The following is a 16853-nucleotide window of genomic DNA, read 5'->3' as shown; positions in this document are numbered from 1 at the left end:
CCGAGAAAGGGGCACTACCATGCAAGATTTGAAGACAACGACCACCCGTCGGGGCTTGATTCGCGGAGGCGCAATGCTGACAGGCGGGGCGATGCTAATGCGGCCCACCACTGTGCTTGCTGCCGATTCAAATATGGATGCGATTCGCAAAGCCGCTGAGGCAGGGCGCGATGCCTCGCTGAAACGCATCCGTGACTGGATTGCGCTGCCGTCCATAGCGGCCGAGAACCGCAACATGAAGGAGGGGGCCGAATATATGGCCGAACTCGCGCGCGATGCCGGATTCCAGCATGTCGAGATTGTGCCGACCGATGGCCACCCCGGCGTGTTCGCCACGCTAGATACCGGGTCGAAGCGCACGCTCGGCATCTATTTCATGTACGACGTAAAGCAATATGACCCAGCCGAATGGAGCTCGCCACCGCTCGAAAGCCGGATGGTCGACAAGCCCGGCCTTGGTAAGGCGATTGTCGGGCGCGGGGCGGTGAACCAGAAAGGGCCGGAGGCGACTTTCCTTGCGGCGCTCCATGCCATCCGTGCGGCGGGACGCAAATTGCCGGTAAACATCGTCCTTATTTGTGAGGGCGAGGAAGAAGTAGGCTCGCCGCATTTCAAACAAGTCGCAACCAAGCCCAATGTCCTTGCTGCCTTGCGGAAATGCGAAGGCATCTTCATCCCGGCCAGTTGGCAGGACGGGCAGGGCAATGTGCAGGTCAATCTGGGCTCCAAAGGCATCATCGAGCTCGAGCTGGTCGCCTCGGGCGAGAAATGGGGCAAGGGGCCAAAGGGCGATATCCATAGCAGCCTGAAGGCCATGGTCGATTCGCCGAGCTGGCGGCTGGTGCAGGCATTGCAAACGCTGGTGACGCCTGATGGCAACACCCCCGTTATCGAAGGCTGGTTCGAAAATGTCCGTCCGCTGACCGAGCGCGAAAAGGCGCTGATCGGCGAGATCGCTCGATCAGCCGATGAAGCCCAGCAGAAGAAGCTGCTTGGCGTTACCCATTGGATCGATGGCCTGCCTTACGACAAGGCACTGATGCGCTTGGCGCAGGAGCCTACGGTCAATATCGAAGGGCTGGTTGCCGGCTATACCGGCCCGGGCGGAAAGACCGTGCTGCCGGGCAAGGCCGTTGCCAAACTCGACTTGCGACTGGTGCCCAACCAGACCCGGGCCGAAGCCGAGCGCAAATTACGCGCGCATCTCGACAAGCACGGTTTTCCCGATGTCGAGGTCAATGTCAGCGGCGGCTATGACCCGACCGAGGTTTCGGAAGACAGCCGCCTGATCAAGACCATGCTCGCCACTTATGCCCGTGCAGGCGTGAAGGCGACGCTCAACCCGCGCATTGCGGGAAGCTGGCCAGGAGCTACCTTTACCGCACCTCCGGTATCGATACCCGCCGGGCATTTCGGCATGGGCCATGGATCAGGGGCACATGCACCCGATGAATATTATCTGATCGAATCGACCAACCCCAAAGTTGCAGGACTGGTCGAGGCAACAATGGGTTATGCCGATTTCCTCTATCAGCTGGCAGCCATCAAATAGGTCAAACGAGAAAGGGCGGGGAAATCCCCCGCCCCTTGCATCTTATTTGGTCGTTTCCGCGGGAAGCGGGAAGCCCCGCTTCTGCATGATATATTTCACATCCGGATCACGCCCACGGAAAGCGCGATAGGCTTCGATGCGATCCGACTCGTTGCCGGTTGAGAGCAACATCGACCGGAAGCGCTCTGCGGTTTCCTTGTCCCAGACATCACCCTTTTCGGTGAAGGCCGCCCAGGTATCGGCATCCATCGTTTCGGACCAAAGATAGCTGTAATAGCCCGCCGAATATCCGTCGGAAGAGAAGAGATGGTTGAACTGCGGCAGGCGGTGTCGCATCACCATTTCCTTCGGCATGCCGATCTTGGCAAGCGCTTCTTTCTCGAACGCGCGCGGATCGGTGACCGGATCCTTGCGGTGGTGCAGCATCATGTCGAGGATCGCGCTCGACAGATATTCGACCGTGGCAAAACCCTGCATGAAGGTGTCGCTCGCCTTGATCTTTTCGACCAATGCCTGCGGGATCGGCTCGCCGGTTTCCGCATGCTTGGCATAGGTATTGAGAATATAAGGCGTCAGCAGCCAATTCTCGTTCACCTGGCTGGGATATTCCACGAAGTCGCGCGGCGTGTTGCCAAGACCCGGCCATGTGATGTCGTAGTTCAGATAATGAATCGCATGACCGAATTCGTGGAACAGTGTCGACGCGTCGTCGATGCTGATCAGGGTCGGCTTGCCACCCGCACCCTTCACGAAATTATTGTTGTTCGAAGCCAGCGTGATGTTGTTCTTGCCCGAAAGCTTGAACTGGTCGCGATAGGTCGTCATCCACGCGCCCGAGCGTTTGCCCGGACGAGCGAAGTTATCGAGATAGAACAGCCCTATCAGCTTGCCGTCGCGCTTCACCTCGAAAGTGCGCACTTCGGGTTCGAACACCGGAACCGTGCCGGTATTCTCGGTGAAGCTCATGCCATAAAGCTTGTTCGCAGCATCGAACATCGCCGCTACCATGTTGTCGAGCTGGAAATAGGGTTTCAGCTCATTCTGGTCGAGATCGTACTTCGCCTTGCGAACCTTTTCGGCATAGTAACGATAATCCCAAGGCTCGATTGTGATGCCGGCTTTTTCCTTGTCGGCAATCGCCTGCATGTCGGCGACTTCTTCCTTCACGCGCGCGACCGCGGCAGGCCAGACCTTCATCATCAGGTCCATAGCCTTTTCGGGCTGCTTCGCCATGGTATCGGCCATGCGGTAATGCGCATGGGTTTCGAAACCGAGCAGCTCGGCGCGCTGCTGGCGTAGCTTCAGGATTTCGGCAATGGTCGCGTTGGTATCATTGGCATCCTGGTTGTCGCCACGCATGACAAAGGCGCGCCAGATTTTCTCGCGCAGATCGCGCCGCGGTGAATTTTCGAGGAACGGCTGGATCGCCGAGCGGGTGTTGGCCACGGCCCAACCCGTTTTACCCTTGGCTTCCGCCGCAGCTTTCAACGAGGCGACAAAGCTGTCGGGAAGACCGGCAACTTCTGAAGGATCGGTCAACAGGATATAGGTTTCTTCGTCGGCCAAAACCTTGTTCTGGAAGTCGGAAAACTTTTTCGAAATCTCGGTTTCGATTCCGATAAGTTGCGTCTTCTGTTCGGCGTTGAGCAGCGCGCCGTTGCGGACAAGGCCGTCATAGGTGCGTTCGAGCAGGCGCATCTGCGCCTTGTCCAGACCGAGATTCTCCCGCTCCTGATAAAGATATTGCACCCGCTGGAACCAGCGCGCGTCGAGCTGCAGCTCGTTGAAGAAGGCGCTGATCTTGGGCTCCCACTCTGCTTGAATCTTGCGAATCTCGGGATTGGACAGGTTGGAACTGTGCACGCCCCAGATCGAGAATAGTCGGCTGACCGAAGCGCCAGCGAGTTCGTTTGCCTTGATCGTATTATCAAACGTGACCGGCGCGGGGTTGGTGAGGATCGCCTCGAACTCTACCTTGGTCCGCTTCATCGCCTCTTCAAAGGCGGGCGGGAAATCGGCAGGTTTTACCTTATCCCAGGGCGGCACGCCGTCATAGGGGCCGGTCCATGGATCGAGCATCACATTCGCCACAGCGGGCGCCGCGACAGGCTTTGCAGCCTCAGCAAATGCCGGCATCGTCGTTCCTGTCATCAGCAAAATCGATAGGGGCCATGTTTTGATTCCTTTGTTCACATTCGCACTCCTGAAATGGGTGTCGAACCCGGCCCAGCAAAGGCCGATGGCTCGCATATTGCCTGCTTAGCCGCAGTGTGCGGCGAGGCAAAGCTGGATTTGGGATGGACAAATTGCTCCAAATTGGTGAGATGTAAAACGGGTGGTGGGCAATTTGAACTGTTTGAAGTTCGGAGCCCAACTAATGAAGCGCCTTCCGCCAATCTCCAATTTTGTGGTTGATAAATCTCGATTTTCAATCGGTGTAATCGACCCGTTGAAATTTGACTCCGACGAACTCAATCGATTCGCACGCGACTGTGGTGAGCTCATTCAGAAATCATACCCGGAATGTGAGTATATCATAATTGCTCGAACACCCAAAACGGATGCAAATTGCCGTTACCAGTTTGATGTTTCGGGTTACCCCGTTAACCATGATTCTGGAGCAGTCATTTGGAAAAATCCGCCGCTTTGCAGCGAGATTGGTGAAGAACAATCTCACCATTTCTCCAATACTCTTGTTGCAACTGAAAGCTGGAAAGCGATCTCGTCTGTGAGTAGTCTGTCAGATCACTTACCTATGAATCATTTGAGTGATGTATCTTCTGATGATGAGCTCCGAGAACTTAATAGAATTAGCAAAGAGCTTTCTGAGTTCGCTCAGACATTGAACAGCATCACTCAAAAAGAAAACAAAAGTATTCACTATTCGCTCCAAGAGCGCCCGATTGGATACCGGCATTCTTCAACAAACTTGGCCAGAGCGTTTGTTGAGCCAAAACGCACCGATCCACGAATTGGCACCGATTTTGTTCGAAACGTCATCAAACTGCGCCGGATGCGCGAACGTCTATTGGGCGAAGATCTGTTCGCCGATCCCGGCTGGGATATTTTGCTCGACCTCTTTGCGGCGCAAGAGGAAGGGCAGCAGGTTTCAGTTTCCAGCCTGTGCATCGCCGCAGCTGTGCCACCGACCACAGCTTTACGCTGGATTACCAACATGACCGAGGCGGGCTATCTGGTCCGACGGCAGGACCCGTATGATGCCCGCCGAGTCTATATCGAACTGTCCGAAAACATGGCTGAAAGGCTGAAAGAGTATTTTGAGGCGATCGCTGATCGGGTTGCCATGCCGATATGACTTGCCTTGGCGGCAGAGGTTTGGCAAAGGCGGCCCTTGTCCTGCTGGGGCGCTTAGCTCAGTTGGTAGAGCATCTCGTTTACACCGAGAGGGTCAGCGGTTCGAGCCCGTTAGCGCCCACCAGGACAGGACCATGGCCTTGCCGTTCATATTGTAGCAAGCTTCAGGAACGCATTCTGTGCCGATGAGAGGGATCAGCTTCAAAACTGCTGTTGGTGGCGCGCTGCTGGCGTCGGCCCTTTTATGCAGCCCCGCCCATGCAACGGTCAGCGTCTCGCCTTTCACAGCAAAAAAATCGCCTGCAGCCACCCTGTTGAAGAACAAAGGCCAGCGAGACACCGCTAACGATACGCGCCAGCAAAACTGCAAGCCTGCTGTCCGCTCCATGACCGAAGGTCAGCCCAGTCGTAATTGCAATTGCCCCAAACCACGCCCAATCCTGATGTAAGTGTCGCTCAGGCGGCCTCGCCGAGCAGCTTCGCAATCTCGGCATCATCCCATTCGACCCCGCCGACTATGCGCCAGACTTCTTTGCCCTGACTGTCGTATAAGATAGTCGTCGGAAGAGCTATCGTTCCGCCAACCGAAGATGAGAGCGCATTGTCTGTATCGGTAAAAGGTTCGAGATTGACGATTCGCGCCGAATCGAAAAAAGCGCGCACCGGTTTGCGGCCTTGCAGATCCTGCGACACAGCTATCACCGTAATCTCACCTTCTTCCAGTTGAGCCAAGGCATCAAGCGTTGGCATCTCCGCCTTGCACGGCGCGCACCAGGTCGCCCACAGATTCACCAATAATGGCCGCCCGGCATAGTCGCTGAGCGCAACATCACGACCATCCGCTCCGGTAAAGCTGGCATCGGGAGCGGTGCGTCCGGCGAATAGATAGCTGAGTTCGGCTTTCAACCCGCTCTTGCTTTCCAGTCCGAAGCCCGCTTTGGGCGACTCTTGTGCTTTGGCGGGTTCCGCTTGCCCCGATGGCGCAGTTTCCCTATCGCAAGCCGCCAGAAACAGCGGTCCGACGAAGAGAAGGAACAGGATCATTACCCGCGGCACATCAAACTCCAGCAGCATGTGGGGCGGCCGGTTCGGCGCTGGCCCTGCAGACGTGATGCGCGAGATAAACGCCTCCATCCCCGTCGACAAGCGGCTTTGGCAGCAGGATATTTCCGGCAGCAAGGCGCATGCAGCCATGCTGGGGGCGCAGGGGATCCTTTCCGCTACAGATGTTGAAGCGATATTGGGCGGGCTGGACACAATCGAGCGCGAATATGCGGAACAGGGCGTGCCAGAGCATATCGAGCTGGAAGACATCCATATGCAGGTCGAAAGCCGACTGCGCGAGTTGATTGGCGATGCGGCAGGACGGCTGCACACGGCCCGCTCGCGCAACGATCAGGTGGCAACCGATTTCCGCCTCTGGGTACGCGGCGCCTGTACAGAGGTCGACAAAGCGCTTGCCGCGCTGCAGGCGGCACTGGTCGAGCGCGCAGACGAACATGCCGAAAGCATCATGCCCGGTTTCACCCATTTGCAGGTTGCCCAGCCGGTGACGCTCGGCCATCATCTGATGGCCTATTATGAAATGGCGAAACGTGACCGCAGCCGCTTTGCCGATTGCGCGCGCCGGATGAACCAGTCACCCTTGGGATCAGCTGCGCTGGCGGGCACGTCCTTCCCTATTGACCGGCACGCAACCGCACGTGCGCTTGATTTCGACGCACCGACCGCGAACAGCATGGACGGCGTTTCCGACCGCGACTTTGCTGTCGAATATCTGGGCTGCGCCGCACAAGCGGCAATCCATCTGTCGCGCCTTGCCGAGGAAATGATCCTATGGGCTTCACAGCCTTTTGGTTTCGTCAAACTACCCGATGCCTGGTCAACCGGCAGTTCGATCATGCCGCAAAAGCGCAACCCCGACGCTGCCGAATTGGTACGCGGCCATGCGGGTAGGATCATTGGCGCCTTCACCAGCCTGATGGTGACAATGAAGGGCCTGCCGCTGACCTATTCGAAGGACATGCAGAACGACAAAGCCCCACTGTTCGAAGCGAATGACTTGCTCGACCTCTGTCTGGCAGCGATTACCGGCATGGTATCGAGCGTGGAATTTGATACCGCCCGGATGCGCGCCGTCGCTGCGACCGGGTTTTCTACTGCAACCGATCTGGCCGACTGGCTGGTGCGCGAACATGGCATCCCCTTTCGCGAGGCACACCATATCACCGGCAGCGCGGTCAAGCTGTGTGAGGCACGCGGCGGCGAACTCGAACTGCTGACCGCCGATGATCTGGCCGGCATTAATCCACGACTTGCCGGAACCAGCCTGCCCGATCTTTCGGTTGAGGGATCGGTCCGCAGCCGCACCAGCGCTGGCGGCACTGCACCTCTTCGGGTAAAAGAAGCGGTAGCGGCAGCCCGAAAGGAATTGGGACTATGAGAGATAAGCGCAAAATGGTCGGTGGCGCGCTACTTGCGCTGACGCTCGCGGGATGTGGCAAGGTTGGCGATCTGCAGCCCAAGACCGGTCAGGCAATGCCCGCCAAGGCCTATGGGCAGAACGAGATTCCGGGTGCCGAAGAGCTGTCGACCCCCGCGGTCCAGACCCGCCCCGGGCGCAGCGACGAACTAATGCGTCGGTCGGAGCGTCGACGCGACGATCCTTTTGACCTTGCCCCCGGCGCAGAAGCGGATAAGGGCGACACGCCCGCGGAATCCACCGCGGAAGATCCGAAGAATCCGGCCTGAAATCATTCCTATGGACCATTTCCAGATCATCGATGGCGTGATGCACGCCGAAAACGTCCCGCTCACGCGTATTGCCGATGAAGTTGGCTCTCCTGTCTATGTCTATTCGCAAGCGACATTGGTGCGCCATGCCCAGGTGTTTCGTGAAGCCCTGACCAAGGCAGGGATCGAAAATCCGCATATCGCCTTTGCTATCAAGGCCAATCCCAATCTCGCCGTGCTCAAAGTATTGGCGGGCGAAGGCTATGGTGCGGATGTCGTTTCGGCAGGCGAGATGAACCGCGCGCTGGCAGCGGGCGTTCCGGCCAAAGACATCGTTTTTTCCGGTGTCGGCAAAAGCGCAGAGGAAATGGTTGCTGCGCTGAAAGCAGGCATCGGCCAGTTCAACATTGAATCCGAAGAGGAAGGCCGCGAACTGGCTGCAATTGCCGAGACGCTGGGCTATCGCGCAGACGCGGTGCTGCGCATCAATCCCGATGTCGACGCGCAGACCAATGCCAAGATTTCGACCGGCAAGGCGGAAAACAAATTCGGCCTCGGCCTGCATCAGGCGCAAGGCATATATGCGCGGCTGGCGGCTCTACCGGGCCTTAACATGCGCGGTGTTGCCCTGCATATTGGCAGCCAGCTATTGAATCTCGAACCATTGGAAACCGCATTCGGAAAGATCGGGAAGCTGATCACCGACCTGCGTAACGCAGGGCATAGCATCACCCATGTTGATCTCGGCGGCGGGCTGGGAGTCCGTTACAAAGAAGGCGACAATCCTCCACATCCCGATGAATATGGCGAAATGGTTGCGCGCGCCACCAAGGGCTGGAATGTCCAGCTGATGTTCGAACCGGGCCGCGTCATTTGTGGCAATGCCGGTGTACTCGTCACCAAGGTAGTCCGTGTGAAACCGGGTTCAGGCAATGTGCCCTTCGTGATCGTCGATGCCGCCATGAACGATTTGGCCCGTCCAGCTCTTTATGACGCATGGCATGATTTTGAGGCGGTCGAGCCCAAGGGCAATCGCTTCACTGCCAATATCGTCGGCCCGGTTTGTGAGACCGGCGACACCTTTGCGATGGCGCGCGAAGTCGATGTGGTACAAGCGGGCGATCTGGCAATTTTCCGGACATGCGGTGCTTATGGAGCTACAATGGCTAGCACCTATAACAGCCGAGGGCTGGTGCCCGAGGTTCTGGTAAACGGCGATCGCTATGCCGTGGTTGCAGAGCGTATCGTGCCCGCAACCATTCTCGATGCCGAACATGTTCCCGACTGGCTGGCTTGACTAGGCCATGAATCAGTTGCCGCTCTTCGTCTCGATCCGCGGCAAACCCGTCATCCTGCTTGGTGAGGGCGATGCCGCGGACGCCAAGCGCCGCCTGATCGAGCGCGCAGGCGGAATCTGCGTCGGCGAGGACGATGCGAAGGCACGGATTGCTTTTGTCGCCATCGAAGATCGGGGTGCTGCAGTTGATGCCTCTGCACGGCTGAAGTCGCGTGGTCTGCTGGTCAATGTCGTCGATCAGCCGGACCTGTGCGATTTTACCACGCCAGCCATAGTCGACCGCGATCCATTGCTTGTTGCGATAGGGACCGGAGGGGCGTCGGCGGGATTGGCCAAAATGGTGCGGCAGGCAATTGAACGTATCCTGCCTGCCAGACTCGGCGAATTGGCAGTTCGTCTGCAATCGGCCCGCGAAGGCATGCGCACAAGATGGCCCGATGGAGCAGACCGTCGGCGACAACTCGATGCAGCGCTTGCGCCCGGTGGCAGACTCGACCCGATCGACCCGGATAGCGCAGACCGCGTCGAAAGCTGGCTGGATGCAGGCAGTCCTGTTCCTGAACCGAACATTGTGGCTGTTGACCTTCGCTCTGCCGATCCCGAGGAGCTGACGCTGCGTACCGCGCGCCTACTGGGCCAAGCCGACCATATCTTTATCGACGGACCGATAAGCGACGATCTGGTCAATCGCGCACGGGCTGATGCCGTTCGTCACATAGGTGCACCGGGCAACGACCTTCCGCCAGGTCTTGTCATCCATCTGCGGCTGCGCCACGCTTAGTCAGATGACTGAAATTTCGCGCGACAACCCTTTATTGTTCTTTGGCTGCGGCAATATGGGCGGTGCCATGCTCGATGGCTGGATTGCAGGCGGCATGGATCCCGCCGCTTTCATCGTGGTCGATCCCATGGCCCAATCCCTTCCCGATGGTGTTTGGCATTTTGCCGATGCCTCACAAGTTGGACGAAAAGTCGGTGTCGGGCTGATCGCCGTCAAGCCGCAAATTTTTGGACAGATTGCCAGCCAGCTTGAAGCGATATTGTCGGCCGATGCGCTGCTGCTGTCGGTTATGGCAGGGGTTCGTGTTGAAACATTGCAAGCCGCGTTGCCGGGCCGAAGGTTCATGCGCCTGATGCCGAATCTTGCCGCTGCTTTGGGCAAATCACCGCTAGGCCTGTTCGATCCCTCAGGCGACGCTGTGCTGCGGGAAGAAATCGAAGCACTGCTCAACCCCTTGGGCACCCCGGTGTGGATTGCCGAAGAACATTTGATGGACGCAGTCACAGCTCTCGCGGGTTCGGGTCCGGCCTTTGTCTACCGCTTCATCGACGCGCTGGCAAAAGCCGGAGAAGCGCTGGGCCTTGAGCCAGCGGTTTCATCAACATTGGCGAAGGCGATGATCGATGGCGCTGTCGATCTGGCGGTGGGTTCCGATACCAGTGCTGAAGAACTGGCAAGACGCGTCACCAGCCCGGGAGGAACAACAGCTGCTGGTCTCGCTGTCCTGGATACCGGATTACAACAGTTGGTGAATGGCACGCTGAAAGCCGCCCGCGATCGCGGTGTCGAATTGTCAAAGCCAGATTAAGCCAAATAAAAAGGCCGCAACCCCCTAGAGACTGCGGCCTTTAAGATTTTGGCTGCTGGGTATCAGCGATAGAAAATATGGTTGTCGATCGAACCAATGCGCTTCAGGCGCCAGCCGGGCGAAACATGGCGCGCGTGGAAGAACAGGGCGCCTTCAACCGGGCTTTTCCAGCTATCGTTGAGCGCGATCTGGCTGATCGCGACAGCATTGCGCCAGTGCAGACTGCCGGTGTTAATGGCAGGCATCCGTCCACCACGGACAAACGAGAACTGGCTCTTCTGGTAAACGACACCGCACAGCGAAGTGGGGAAACGACCCGACTTGGCGCGGGCCATCACGACGCGGGCCACGGCGAGCTGGCCTTCGAGCGATTCGCCCTTCGATTCGAAATAGACGGCGCCCGCAAGGCAGCGCTCTTCAGCATTCAACTCATCGGGCGCGCCATGTCCGCGGACCAGTTCTGAAAGGCTGTCGGCCTTATTGATTTCGTTGTCCTCGGCGACAGGCTCTGCATCACGCACGTCAGCGTCCGACACGCCCGTGCCCGGGGTGAACATCACATCGCCATTTGGAAGTTTGGTCACCGAAACTGTTCCGGTGGTTGCCGCAGTCAATGCGGCCTGGTCGGCGGCGAGGACAGTGGGATCGATGCTGATCGTCTGCGCCGACAATTTTTCGCCATTTGAAGCGCCGAATGCAAAACCGGCGTCCGAATAAGCAGCTCCGCCAAGTAGCGTGAGCGAAACAACCGCAGCAGGTGCGGTCTTGAGGAGGAATTTCATTATGTCTGTTCGTTGTGCGGCTGTGTCGCCAATGACGCGCGGTTGGTACTTTGCTTATATGTGCGTCAAATCTTCCACGTCCGACTTGCGTGTTTGCCCTGTTCCACCCCAGAACGTGCGGGCAACCTTCGCTATCTGTGCGCGCGCATCTATTGCGCAGCGCAACAATGTCAATTCATCGATGCCAATATGTCGGTGAACCGTTCTGCAGACGGGACGTCCAGTTCCAAAATCCAGATATCCGGGTCCCGTGCTGCCCGACGGTCGAGAATTTCAGATATTTTCTCTTCTTTTTCAATATCTTCTATGGTTACTTCGGACCATTTTCCAGATCCGTCAAGGCTGGGAAACCGTTCAAAAAGGGCTGGATTCCGCCCTTTTTCGCGCCGCAGAAGAAGAACCGCACCTGCTATCCGGTCACCTTTGCGCAACACGGCTGCAAAGCTACCATGGGCCGCGGCTTGCCGGATCAAACCGGACACCAACATGTGCGAAGCGAGCCTTGGCTCGATCATGGGAAAGCCATGCGCATGCCGTCAGGCGGCATCGCGCTCCTCAATCGGGCTGAGCAGCGCGAACAGCGCACCGGCATCCTTGGCACCACGCAACTGGGCGCAGCTCGCCTCGTCGCGGAACATACGCGATACTTCGGCCAGTGCCTTCAGATGCGAAGCACCGTCATGCACGGGAGAAAAGAGCGCAAAGACCAGATCGACCGGCTCATCGTCCACCGCGCCATATTCAACAGGCTTGATCAAGCGTACGAAAACACCCGCCGGTGCCTCGATCCCATCGACCTTGCAATGCGGAATCGCGGTACCACCGCCAAAACCGGTCGGGCCCAAACGTTCGCGCTCCAGCAGTCCTTCATGGACCACAGATGCATCAACACCGTAATTTTCGGCGGCCAGCTTCGAAACGGTGTCGAGCAGGCAATTTTTGTCGGCGCATTCGATGTCAGCGAGTACCGCGCCATCGACCAGCCGGGTCGTTATACGAATCATCATTATACCCCATTGCGCCGGTGAACCTGCACCGAGGCAATATTCAAATCATTGATCCCTAAAGTGAATATGCTTTGATTCAGACCGATGTCAGGGTGTGGATTTCGGTTCAACCCACCCGATCGTGCCGTCTTCGCGGCGGTAAACCATATTATGCCGCCCAGTACCAGCGTTTTTGAAGAGCAGTGCGGGCGTGTTGCGCAAATCCATCAGCATCACGGCATCCGAAACGCTCGATTCGGGGATGTCGACGCTCATCTCGGCGACGATTACCGGGGCTTCAGGCGGCGGGGATTCGGCTTCAACATCACCGGCATCAAAAACGGTATAAGCCGCCTCTTCCTGCCGCTGGGCATGTGCCGTCTGCTCATGACGGTCCTGAAGGCGACGCATATAGCGGCGCAATTGCTTTTCGATTTTATCGGCCGCGCCATCAAATGCCAGATGCGCATCTGATGCTTCGCTCCGTCCTTTAAGGATCAGGCCTTGCATCACATGGACGATGATGTCGCAGGAAAATTTGTCATGCGGTGCGCGGCCAACCGTTACCTGCGCAGAAAGAGCCTTGGAGAAATATTTGTCGGCAATCCCGCCCAAACGGGATTCGACATGGGTTCGCAGCGCTTCGCCGGTTTCCAACTGATGCCCTGAGACCCTTATATCCATGGTTCTTCTCCTTATTTGCGCCGTTCCGAAAGAAACGGCTGTTAATCACTTGGCGAAAATGCGCGTCTTTCCCCTTCGGTCCAGAGCGCGTCCTTGATGGTAGCGACAAAAGCGCGATGGCGCTCCAGCTCGTCAGGGAGAGGTTGGTGTGGTCGCGGGCTGCGAAATGGCCGGTCGGTGCGGACCAGCGAAATCCGCGTAGCTTCGATTTCGATGCTGGTGGTCGCTGAATCGCCAAAACCAAGGCCGATTTGCCGCCCTCCGGTCAGCTCAATGTAAAGCTGGGCGAGCAATTCGGCGTCAAGCAGGGCGCCGTGCTTGGTGCGGTGGCTCCGATCAATGCCGTAACGGGTGCAGAGCGCGTCGAGCGAGAGCTTCGCACCCGGATGCTTTGTTCGCGCAATCGCTATGGTATCGACCATGCGCCCCATATCGATCGGCGCACGACCACACCGCCCCAGCTCCATATTGAGAAAACCGAAGTCGAAGCTTGCATTGTGCGCGACCAGCGGGCTGTCGCCGAGAAATTCGAGCAGGGAGTCGGCCTGACTGGCGAAAAGTGGCTTGTCCGAAAGGAACTTGTCCGAAAGCCCGTGCACCGCTTCAGCGGCAGAGGGCATGCCCCGTTCAGGGTTGAAATAACAGTGGAAGGTTGCGCCGGTCATCACCCGTCCGACCATTTCGATGCAACCGATCTCGACCATCCTGTCTCCGGTCAGCGGGTCGAAACCGGTGGTTTCGGTATCGAAAATAATCTCTCGCATTCTATCGATTCATATCGGCCTATTTGCGTGAGTCTGCAAGGCTAGCCCGCAAATTTTTAATGAGATTTCTCACCTGTTCGCGCGTGTCCGCTATACTGGTGCCGGTATCGATGACGAAATCGGCACGTTTGCGCTTTTCATCGTCAGGCATTTGCAGCGAAAGGATATGTTCGAACTTCTCGATCGTCATGCCTTCACGTGCAAGGGCGCGACGACGCTGCTGATCGGCTGGAGCCGAGACGACCAAAATCTTGTCGACACCCTGATGCCCGCCTTTTTCAAACAGCAGCGGGATGTCGAACAGGACCATCGGTGCATCGCGATGGGCTTCGAGGAAATCGGCACGCAACTTACCCACTGCGGGGTGAATAATGCCTTCAAGCTTTGCCAGCTTTTCTTTATCACCCAGTACGATCGGACCCAGTTTCAGGCGGTCAACGCCTTGCGGGCCGGTGGTGCCTGGAAAGGCCGCCTCGATCTCGGTGACCAACGCCCCACCCGGACCCTGCAGCTTATGCACCGCTGCATCGGCATCAAAATGCGGGACATCTTCATCGACGAACATTTGCGAGACGGTCGATTTCCCCATCGCAATCGAGCCAGTAAGGCCGAGGATAAGCGGACGTTTTCGGGTTTCGGTCATTTGAGCAACAACGTACGCAATTCGTCTTCGCAATCGGCGGGTGGCGCCTGTCCGAAGAACAGTTCAAAAGCAAAAGCTGCCTGTCCGATCAACATGTCGAGCCCGTCAACCGTATCGAGACCAAGGCCGCGCGCTTGCTTCAGCAGACTGGTTTCAAGCGGCGAGTAGACAATGTCATAAACCACCGCATCTTCAGGCAATGGCGACAGGTTGATTTCCAGTGGCGGCTGTCCGGTCATGCCCAGCGGGCTCGAATTCACCAGCAATTCCGCAGGAGGCAAAGGCGCATCCATTTTCAACACCTGGCCCTTCAATCCGAAATGGCTCAGCAAGGCTGCCGCCTTTAATGGACTGCGCGCCAATATCGTCACCGAACCAATATCGGCCTGCGCCAGCGCAAACAGGATCGCGCGGGCTGCTCCACCTGCGCCAATGACAACAGCATCGCGATGCGCCCATTCGTCCTCTGAAATCGGGGCAAAGAAACCTGCTGCATCCGTGTTGGTTCCCACCAACTCACCCTTTTCACCGCGAAAGACCGTGTTGATAGCGCCTATGGATTGCCGCACCCCGCCGGGGTCGGTGACATGATCGAGTGCGGCAATCTTGTGTGGAATGGTTATGTTGCACCCGCGCCAATCGGGATCGCCGCTGCGATTATCGAAATAGGTGGCCAGATCTTCTGCAAGCACATGATGCACCCTGTAATCGGCAACAATACCAAGCTTCTGTAACCAGAATCCGTGGATCAATGGCGATTTGCTGTGCTTGATCGGATCGCCGATCACTTCGGCATAAGCAGTCATGACGGCATTTCCTTTCGCTCGCGCAGATAGGCGAGGAGGGGTAGAAGCGGCAATCCCATGATGTCGAAATAATCCCCCTCTATTCGGGTGAATAGCTGCGCGCCCTCTCCCTCGATCTGGTAACAGCCCACACAATGGCGGATCTCGTTCCAGTTGCGCTCAACATAGGAATCGATGAAAGCCGGACTCAATGGCCGGACATGCATCCGGACAACGCCTATATGCCGCCAGACCGGTTGACCCGATTGGGCAACGACTATTGCGCTGAACAGGCGGTGGCTGCAGTCGGCCATTTGTTCCAATTGCGCCTTGGCCGTGTCCGGGCTGTCCGGCTTGTCGAAAAGCGGACCTTTATCGAGTGCCAGCGTCTGATCTGCACCGATCACCAGCGACTCCGGATATTTTGCCGACAGCTTGGTTGCTTTGGCCTCAGCAAGCGCATCGGCGATATCGCGCGGCCCAAGACCTTCATCCTGCAGGCTTTGCTTGATGGCATCCTCGTCAACCATCGGCGCCATGGCGTCAAATGATAATCCAGCATTATCAAGTATTTGTTTTCGAGAAACGCTCGTCGAAGCCAATATGATCCGGGTCAAACGGGTGCACCCTCTCCACTCGGCACATCACGCACCTGCCGTTCGTTGAACAGGTTGATGATTGCCGCCGCGCTTTCCTCAATCGATCGTCGGGTCACGTCGATTACGGGCCAACCATTGTCGCCAAAGATGCGCCGGGCAAAGGCGATTTCTTCCTTCACCTTGTCTTCAGCAACATAATCGGTGTCAGGTGCCTGGTTTAGCGACAGCAATCTATTACGCCGTACCTGCACCAGCCGGTCTGCACTGGTGACAAGGCCGACAACCATCGGATGTTTGAGAGTGTAGAGCGCGGGAGGCGGCGGCGATTCCGGAACCAACGGAATATTGGCTGTCTTATAGCCGCGATTGGCGAGATAGATGCTGGTTGGAGTCTTTGATGTGCGCGAAACACCCACCAGCACGATATCAGCCTCTTCCCATTCATGATGGTTTAGCCCGTCATCATGCGCAATGGTATATTGGATCGCCTCGACCCGGGCGAAATAGGCGGCATCAAGCGCATGTTGCCGCCCCGGTCGTGCTTTCGCCTGTTGCCCCAATATGCCGGACAATGCATCGGTTACCGCGTCCAAAGCCGCAACGGTCGGCAAACCAAGTGCGCGGCATCGATCTTCAAGCTTTTGCCGCATCGCGAGATTGACCAGCGTGAACAGCACCAGACCGGGATTTGCCGCAACATCGACAAGGATGCGATCAAGATGCGCTTCTGACCGCACCATGGGCCAGAAATGCTTGACGACATCAACCTCGTCGAACTGGGCAAGCGCGGCCTTCGCGATATTTTCCAGCGTTTCGCCAGTGGAGTCCGAAAGAAGATGAAGATGGATGCGGCTTTGCAATGAAATGTCCTTCCCGCACAGCTTTGTGGGCAGCTTGGGGATAAATCAAGGGATGAAAATGGGGAGTAGATTTATGCCCGTCGCATCCTGAATCTCTCTCGGATTCGGGCACAATTCATCCACAGCCGGAAACTGCTGTCCACAGCCTGTGAATAACGGGGAAAGCGGACACCGAATCGTCCGCTTATCAACGACCTCAAGAGTCAATATGTTGGCAAAAGATAGATATGTGCCTAAAGGCCACACTTGCCCACAGCGCATCAT

The 16853-nt window shown here is 57.2% G+C and carries 19 protein-coding genes and 1 tRNA gene; 8 read left to right on the top strand and 12 right to left on the bottom strand.

What is annotated here, in order from left to right:
- Window positions 1-19 precede the first annotated feature (19 nt).
- On the top strand, window positions 20-1552 hold the full coding sequence (locus PKC81_RS02350) for a M20/M25/M40 family metallo-hydrolase (protein ID WP_324333031.1): 1533 nt from the start codon (window positions 20-22) through the stop codon (window positions 1550-1552).
- Window positions 1553-1594: 42 nt separating this feature from the next.
- Here the strand turns inward: PKC81_RS02350 and PKC81_RS02345 are convergent, their stop codons facing one another.
- The gene (locus PKC81_RS02345; RefSeq protein ID WP_324333030.1) at window positions 1595-3745 is read right to left on the bottom strand and encodes a M3 family metallopeptidase; all 2151 of its coding nucleotides are present in this window, start codon (window positions 3743-3745) and stop codon (window positions 1595-1597) included.
- Between the two features lie 184 nt (window positions 3746-3929).
- Between PKC81_RS02345 and PKC81_RS02340 the strand changes: the two genes are divergently transcribed.
- Window positions 3930-4868 (top strand): MarR family winged helix-turn-helix transcriptional regulator, encoded by a 939-nt coding sequence (locus tag PKC81_RS02340; protein WP_324333029.1) that lies wholly within the window; start codon window positions 3930-3932, stop codon window positions 4866-4868.
- 47 nt (window positions 4869-4915) lie between these two features.
- A tRNA-Val gene (locus tag PKC81_RS02335) sits at window positions 4916-4991 on the top strand.
- On the opposite strand, the gene PKC81_RS02330 is transcribed toward PKC81_RS02335, so the two are convergent.
- On the bottom strand, window positions 4962-5177 hold the full coding sequence (locus PKC81_RS02330; protein WP_324333028.1) for a hypothetical protein: 216 nt from the start codon (window positions 5175-5177) through the stop codon (window positions 4962-4964). The genes PKC81_RS02335 and PKC81_RS02330 overlap by 30 nt on opposite strands.
- Before the next feature lie 146 nt (window positions 5178-5323).
- Window positions 5324-5941, bottom strand: a complete 618-nt coding sequence (locus PKC81_RS02325) for a TlpA disulfide reductase family protein (protein WP_324333027.1) — start codon at window positions 5939-5941, stop codon at window positions 5324-5326.
- On the opposite strand from PKC81_RS02325, the gene argH reads away from it, so the two are divergent.
- Genes argH through proC form a run of 5 tightly spaced genes read left to right on the top strand, consistent with a single transcriptional unit; the run spans window position 5940 to window position 10486 of the window.
- On the top strand, window positions 5940-7310 hold the full coding sequence (gene argH, locus PKC81_RS02320) for an argininosuccinate lyase (protein WP_324333026.1): 1371 nt from the start codon (window positions 5940-5942) through the stop codon (window positions 7308-7310). The genes PKC81_RS02325 and argH overlap by 2 nt on opposite strands.
- Window positions 7307-7618: a hypothetical protein gene (locus PKC81_RS02315; protein ID WP_324333025.1), complete on the top strand. Its 312-nt coding sequence runs from the start codon at window positions 7307-7309 to the stop codon at window positions 7616-7618. The genes argH and PKC81_RS02315 overlap by 4 nt, the downstream gene beginning before the upstream one ends.
- 10 nt (window positions 7619-7628) lie before the next feature.
- A complete protein-coding gene (gene lysA, locus PKC81_RS02310; protein WP_324333024.1) occupies window positions 7629-8897 on the top strand; it encodes a diaminopimelate decarboxylase in 1269 nt (422 codons plus the stop codon).
- A 7-nt stretch (window positions 8898-8904) separates the two neighbouring features.
- The gene (locus tag PKC81_RS02305; RefSeq protein WP_324333023.1) at window positions 8905-9678 is read left to right on the top strand and encodes an NAD(P)-dependent oxidoreductase; all 774 of its coding nucleotides are present in this window, start codon (window positions 8905-8907) and stop codon (window positions 9676-9678) included.
- Window positions 9679-9682: 4 nt separating this feature from the next.
- Entirely contained in the window at window positions 9683-10486 is an 804-nt protein-coding gene (gene proC, locus PKC81_RS02300) for a pyrroline-5-carboxylate reductase (protein ID WP_324333022.1), read from the top strand.
- A 62-nt stretch (window positions 10487-10548) separates the two neighbouring features.
- Here proC and PKC81_RS02295 read toward each other — a convergent pair whose 3' ends face one another.
- The 9 genes from PKC81_RS02295 to PKC81_RS02255 form a co-directional block, all read right to left on the bottom strand.
- The gene (locus tag PKC81_RS02295; protein ID WP_324333021.1) at window positions 10549-11268 is read right to left on the bottom strand and encodes a cell wall hydrolase; all 720 of its coding nucleotides are present in this window, start codon (window positions 11266-11268) and stop codon (window positions 10549-10551) included.
- Between the two features lie 170 nt (window positions 11269-11438).
- Window positions 11439-11783, bottom strand: coding sequence for a DUF1491 family protein (locus PKC81_RS02290; RefSeq protein ID WP_324333020.1), 345 nt, complete (start codon window positions 11781-11783; stop codon window positions 11439-11441).
- Between the two features lie 21 nt (window positions 11784-11804).
- Window positions 11805-12275, bottom strand: coding sequence for a PTS sugar transporter subunit IIA (locus PKC81_RS02285; RefSeq protein ID WP_324333019.1), 471 nt, complete (start codon window positions 12273-12275; stop codon window positions 11805-11807).
- 87 nt (window positions 12276-12362) lie between these two features.
- Window positions 12363-12938, bottom strand: a complete 576-nt coding sequence (raiA, locus tag PKC81_RS02280; protein ID WP_324333018.1) for a ribosome-associated translation inhibitor RaiA — start codon at window positions 12936-12938, stop codon at window positions 12363-12365.
- A gap of 41 nt (window positions 12939-12979) precedes the next feature.
- Window positions 12980-13702 carry a DNA polymerase III subunit epsilon gene (gene dnaQ, locus PKC81_RS02275; protein ID WP_324333017.1) on the bottom strand — a complete coding sequence of 241 codons (723 nt, stop codon included), beginning with the start codon at window positions 13700-13702 and terminating at the stop codon, window positions 12980-12982.
- Window positions 13703-13721: 19 nt separating this feature from the next.
- Window positions 13722-14345, bottom strand: coding sequence for a dephospho-CoA kinase (gene coaE, locus PKC81_RS02270; RefSeq protein ID WP_324333016.1), 624 nt, complete (start codon window positions 14343-14345; stop codon window positions 13722-13724).
- Window positions 14342-15151, bottom strand: coding sequence for a shikimate dehydrogenase (aroE, locus tag PKC81_RS02265; protein ID WP_324333015.1), 810 nt, complete (start codon window positions 15149-15151; stop codon window positions 14342-14344). The genes coaE and aroE overlap by 4 nt, the downstream gene beginning before the upstream one ends.
- Complete coding sequence (locus PKC81_RS02260) at window positions 15148-15732, bottom strand: Maf family protein (RefSeq protein ID WP_324333054.1); 585 nt, start codon at window positions 15730-15732, stop codon at window positions 15148-15150. The genes aroE and PKC81_RS02260 overlap by 4 nt, the downstream gene beginning before the upstream one ends.
- 11 nt (window positions 15733-15743) lie before the next feature.
- On the bottom strand, window positions 15744-16595 hold the full coding sequence (locus PKC81_RS02255; protein WP_324333053.1) for a pyruvate, water dikinase regulatory protein: 852 nt from the start codon (window positions 16593-16595) through the stop codon (window positions 15744-15746).
- Between the last annotated feature and the right edge of the window lie 258 nt (window positions 16596-16853).

Origin of the sequence: Sphingorhabdus sp. (assembly GCF_035329025.1) — a bacterium.
Taxonomy (GTDB): Bacteria; Pseudomonadota; Alphaproteobacteria; order Sphingomonadales; family Sphingomonadaceae; genus Sphingorhabdus_B.
Note: the sequence above shows the minus strand (reverse complement) of the source record. Positions and strands in the feature narration are given on the sequence as shown.

Bases quoted from the DNA above. Each gene is read 5' to 3' on its own strand.
- PKC81_RS02350 (WP_324333031.1), top strand. From the start codon at position 20: ATGCAAGATTTGAAGACAACGACCACCCGTCGGGGCTTGATTCGCGGA.
- PKC81_RS02340 (WP_324333029.1), top strand. From the start codon at position 3,930: ATGAAGCGCCTTCCGCCAATCTCCAATTTTGTGGTTGATAAATCTCGA.
- argH (WP_324333026.1), top strand. From the start codon at position 5,940: ATGTGGGGCGGCCGGTTCGGCGCTGGCCCTGCAGACGTGATGCGCGAG.
- PKC81_RS02325 (WP_324333027.1), bottom strand. From the start codon at position 5,941: ATGCTGCTGGAGTTTGATGTGCCGCGGGTAATGATCCTGTTCCTTCTC.
- PKC81_RS02315 (WP_324333025.1), top strand. From the start codon at position 7,307: ATGAGAGATAAGCGCAAAATGGTCGGTGGCGCGCTACTTGCGCTGACG.
- lysA (WP_324333024.1), top strand. From the start codon at position 7,629: ATGGACCATTTCCAGATCATCGATGGCGTGATGCACGCCGAAAACGTC.
- PKC81_RS02305 (WP_324333023.1), top strand. From the start codon at position 8,905: ATGAATCAGTTGCCGCTCTTCGTCTCGATCCGCGGCAAACCCGTCATC.
- proC (WP_324333022.1), top strand. From the start codon at position 9,683: ATGACTGAAATTTCGCGCGACAACCCTTTATTGTTCTTTGGCTGCGGC.
- PKC81_RS02295 (WP_324333021.1), bottom strand. From the start codon at position 11,268: ATGAAATTCCTCCTCAAGACCGCACCTGCTGCGGTTGTTTCGCTCACG.
- PKC81_RS02290 (WP_324333020.1), bottom strand. From the start codon at position 11,783: ATGATCGAGCCAAGGCTCGCTTCGCACATGTTGGTGTCCGGTTTGATC.
- PKC81_RS02285 (WP_324333019.1), bottom strand. From the start codon at position 12,275: ATGATGATTCGTATAACGACCCGGCTGGTCGATGGCGCGGTACTCGCT.
- raiA (WP_324333018.1), bottom strand. From the start codon at position 12,938: ATGGATATAAGGGTCTCAGGGCATCAGTTGGAAACCGGCGAAGCGCTG.
- dnaQ (WP_324333017.1), bottom strand. From the start codon at position 13,702: ATGCGAGAGATTATTTTCGATACCGAAACCACCGGTTTCGACCCGCTG.
- coaE (WP_324333016.1), bottom strand. From the start codon at position 14,345: ATGACCGAAACCCGAAAACGTCCGCTTATCCTCGGCCTTACTGGCTCG.
- aroE (WP_324333015.1), bottom strand. From the start codon at position 15,151: ATGACTGCTTATGCCGAAGTGATCGGCGATCCGATCAAGCACAGCAAA.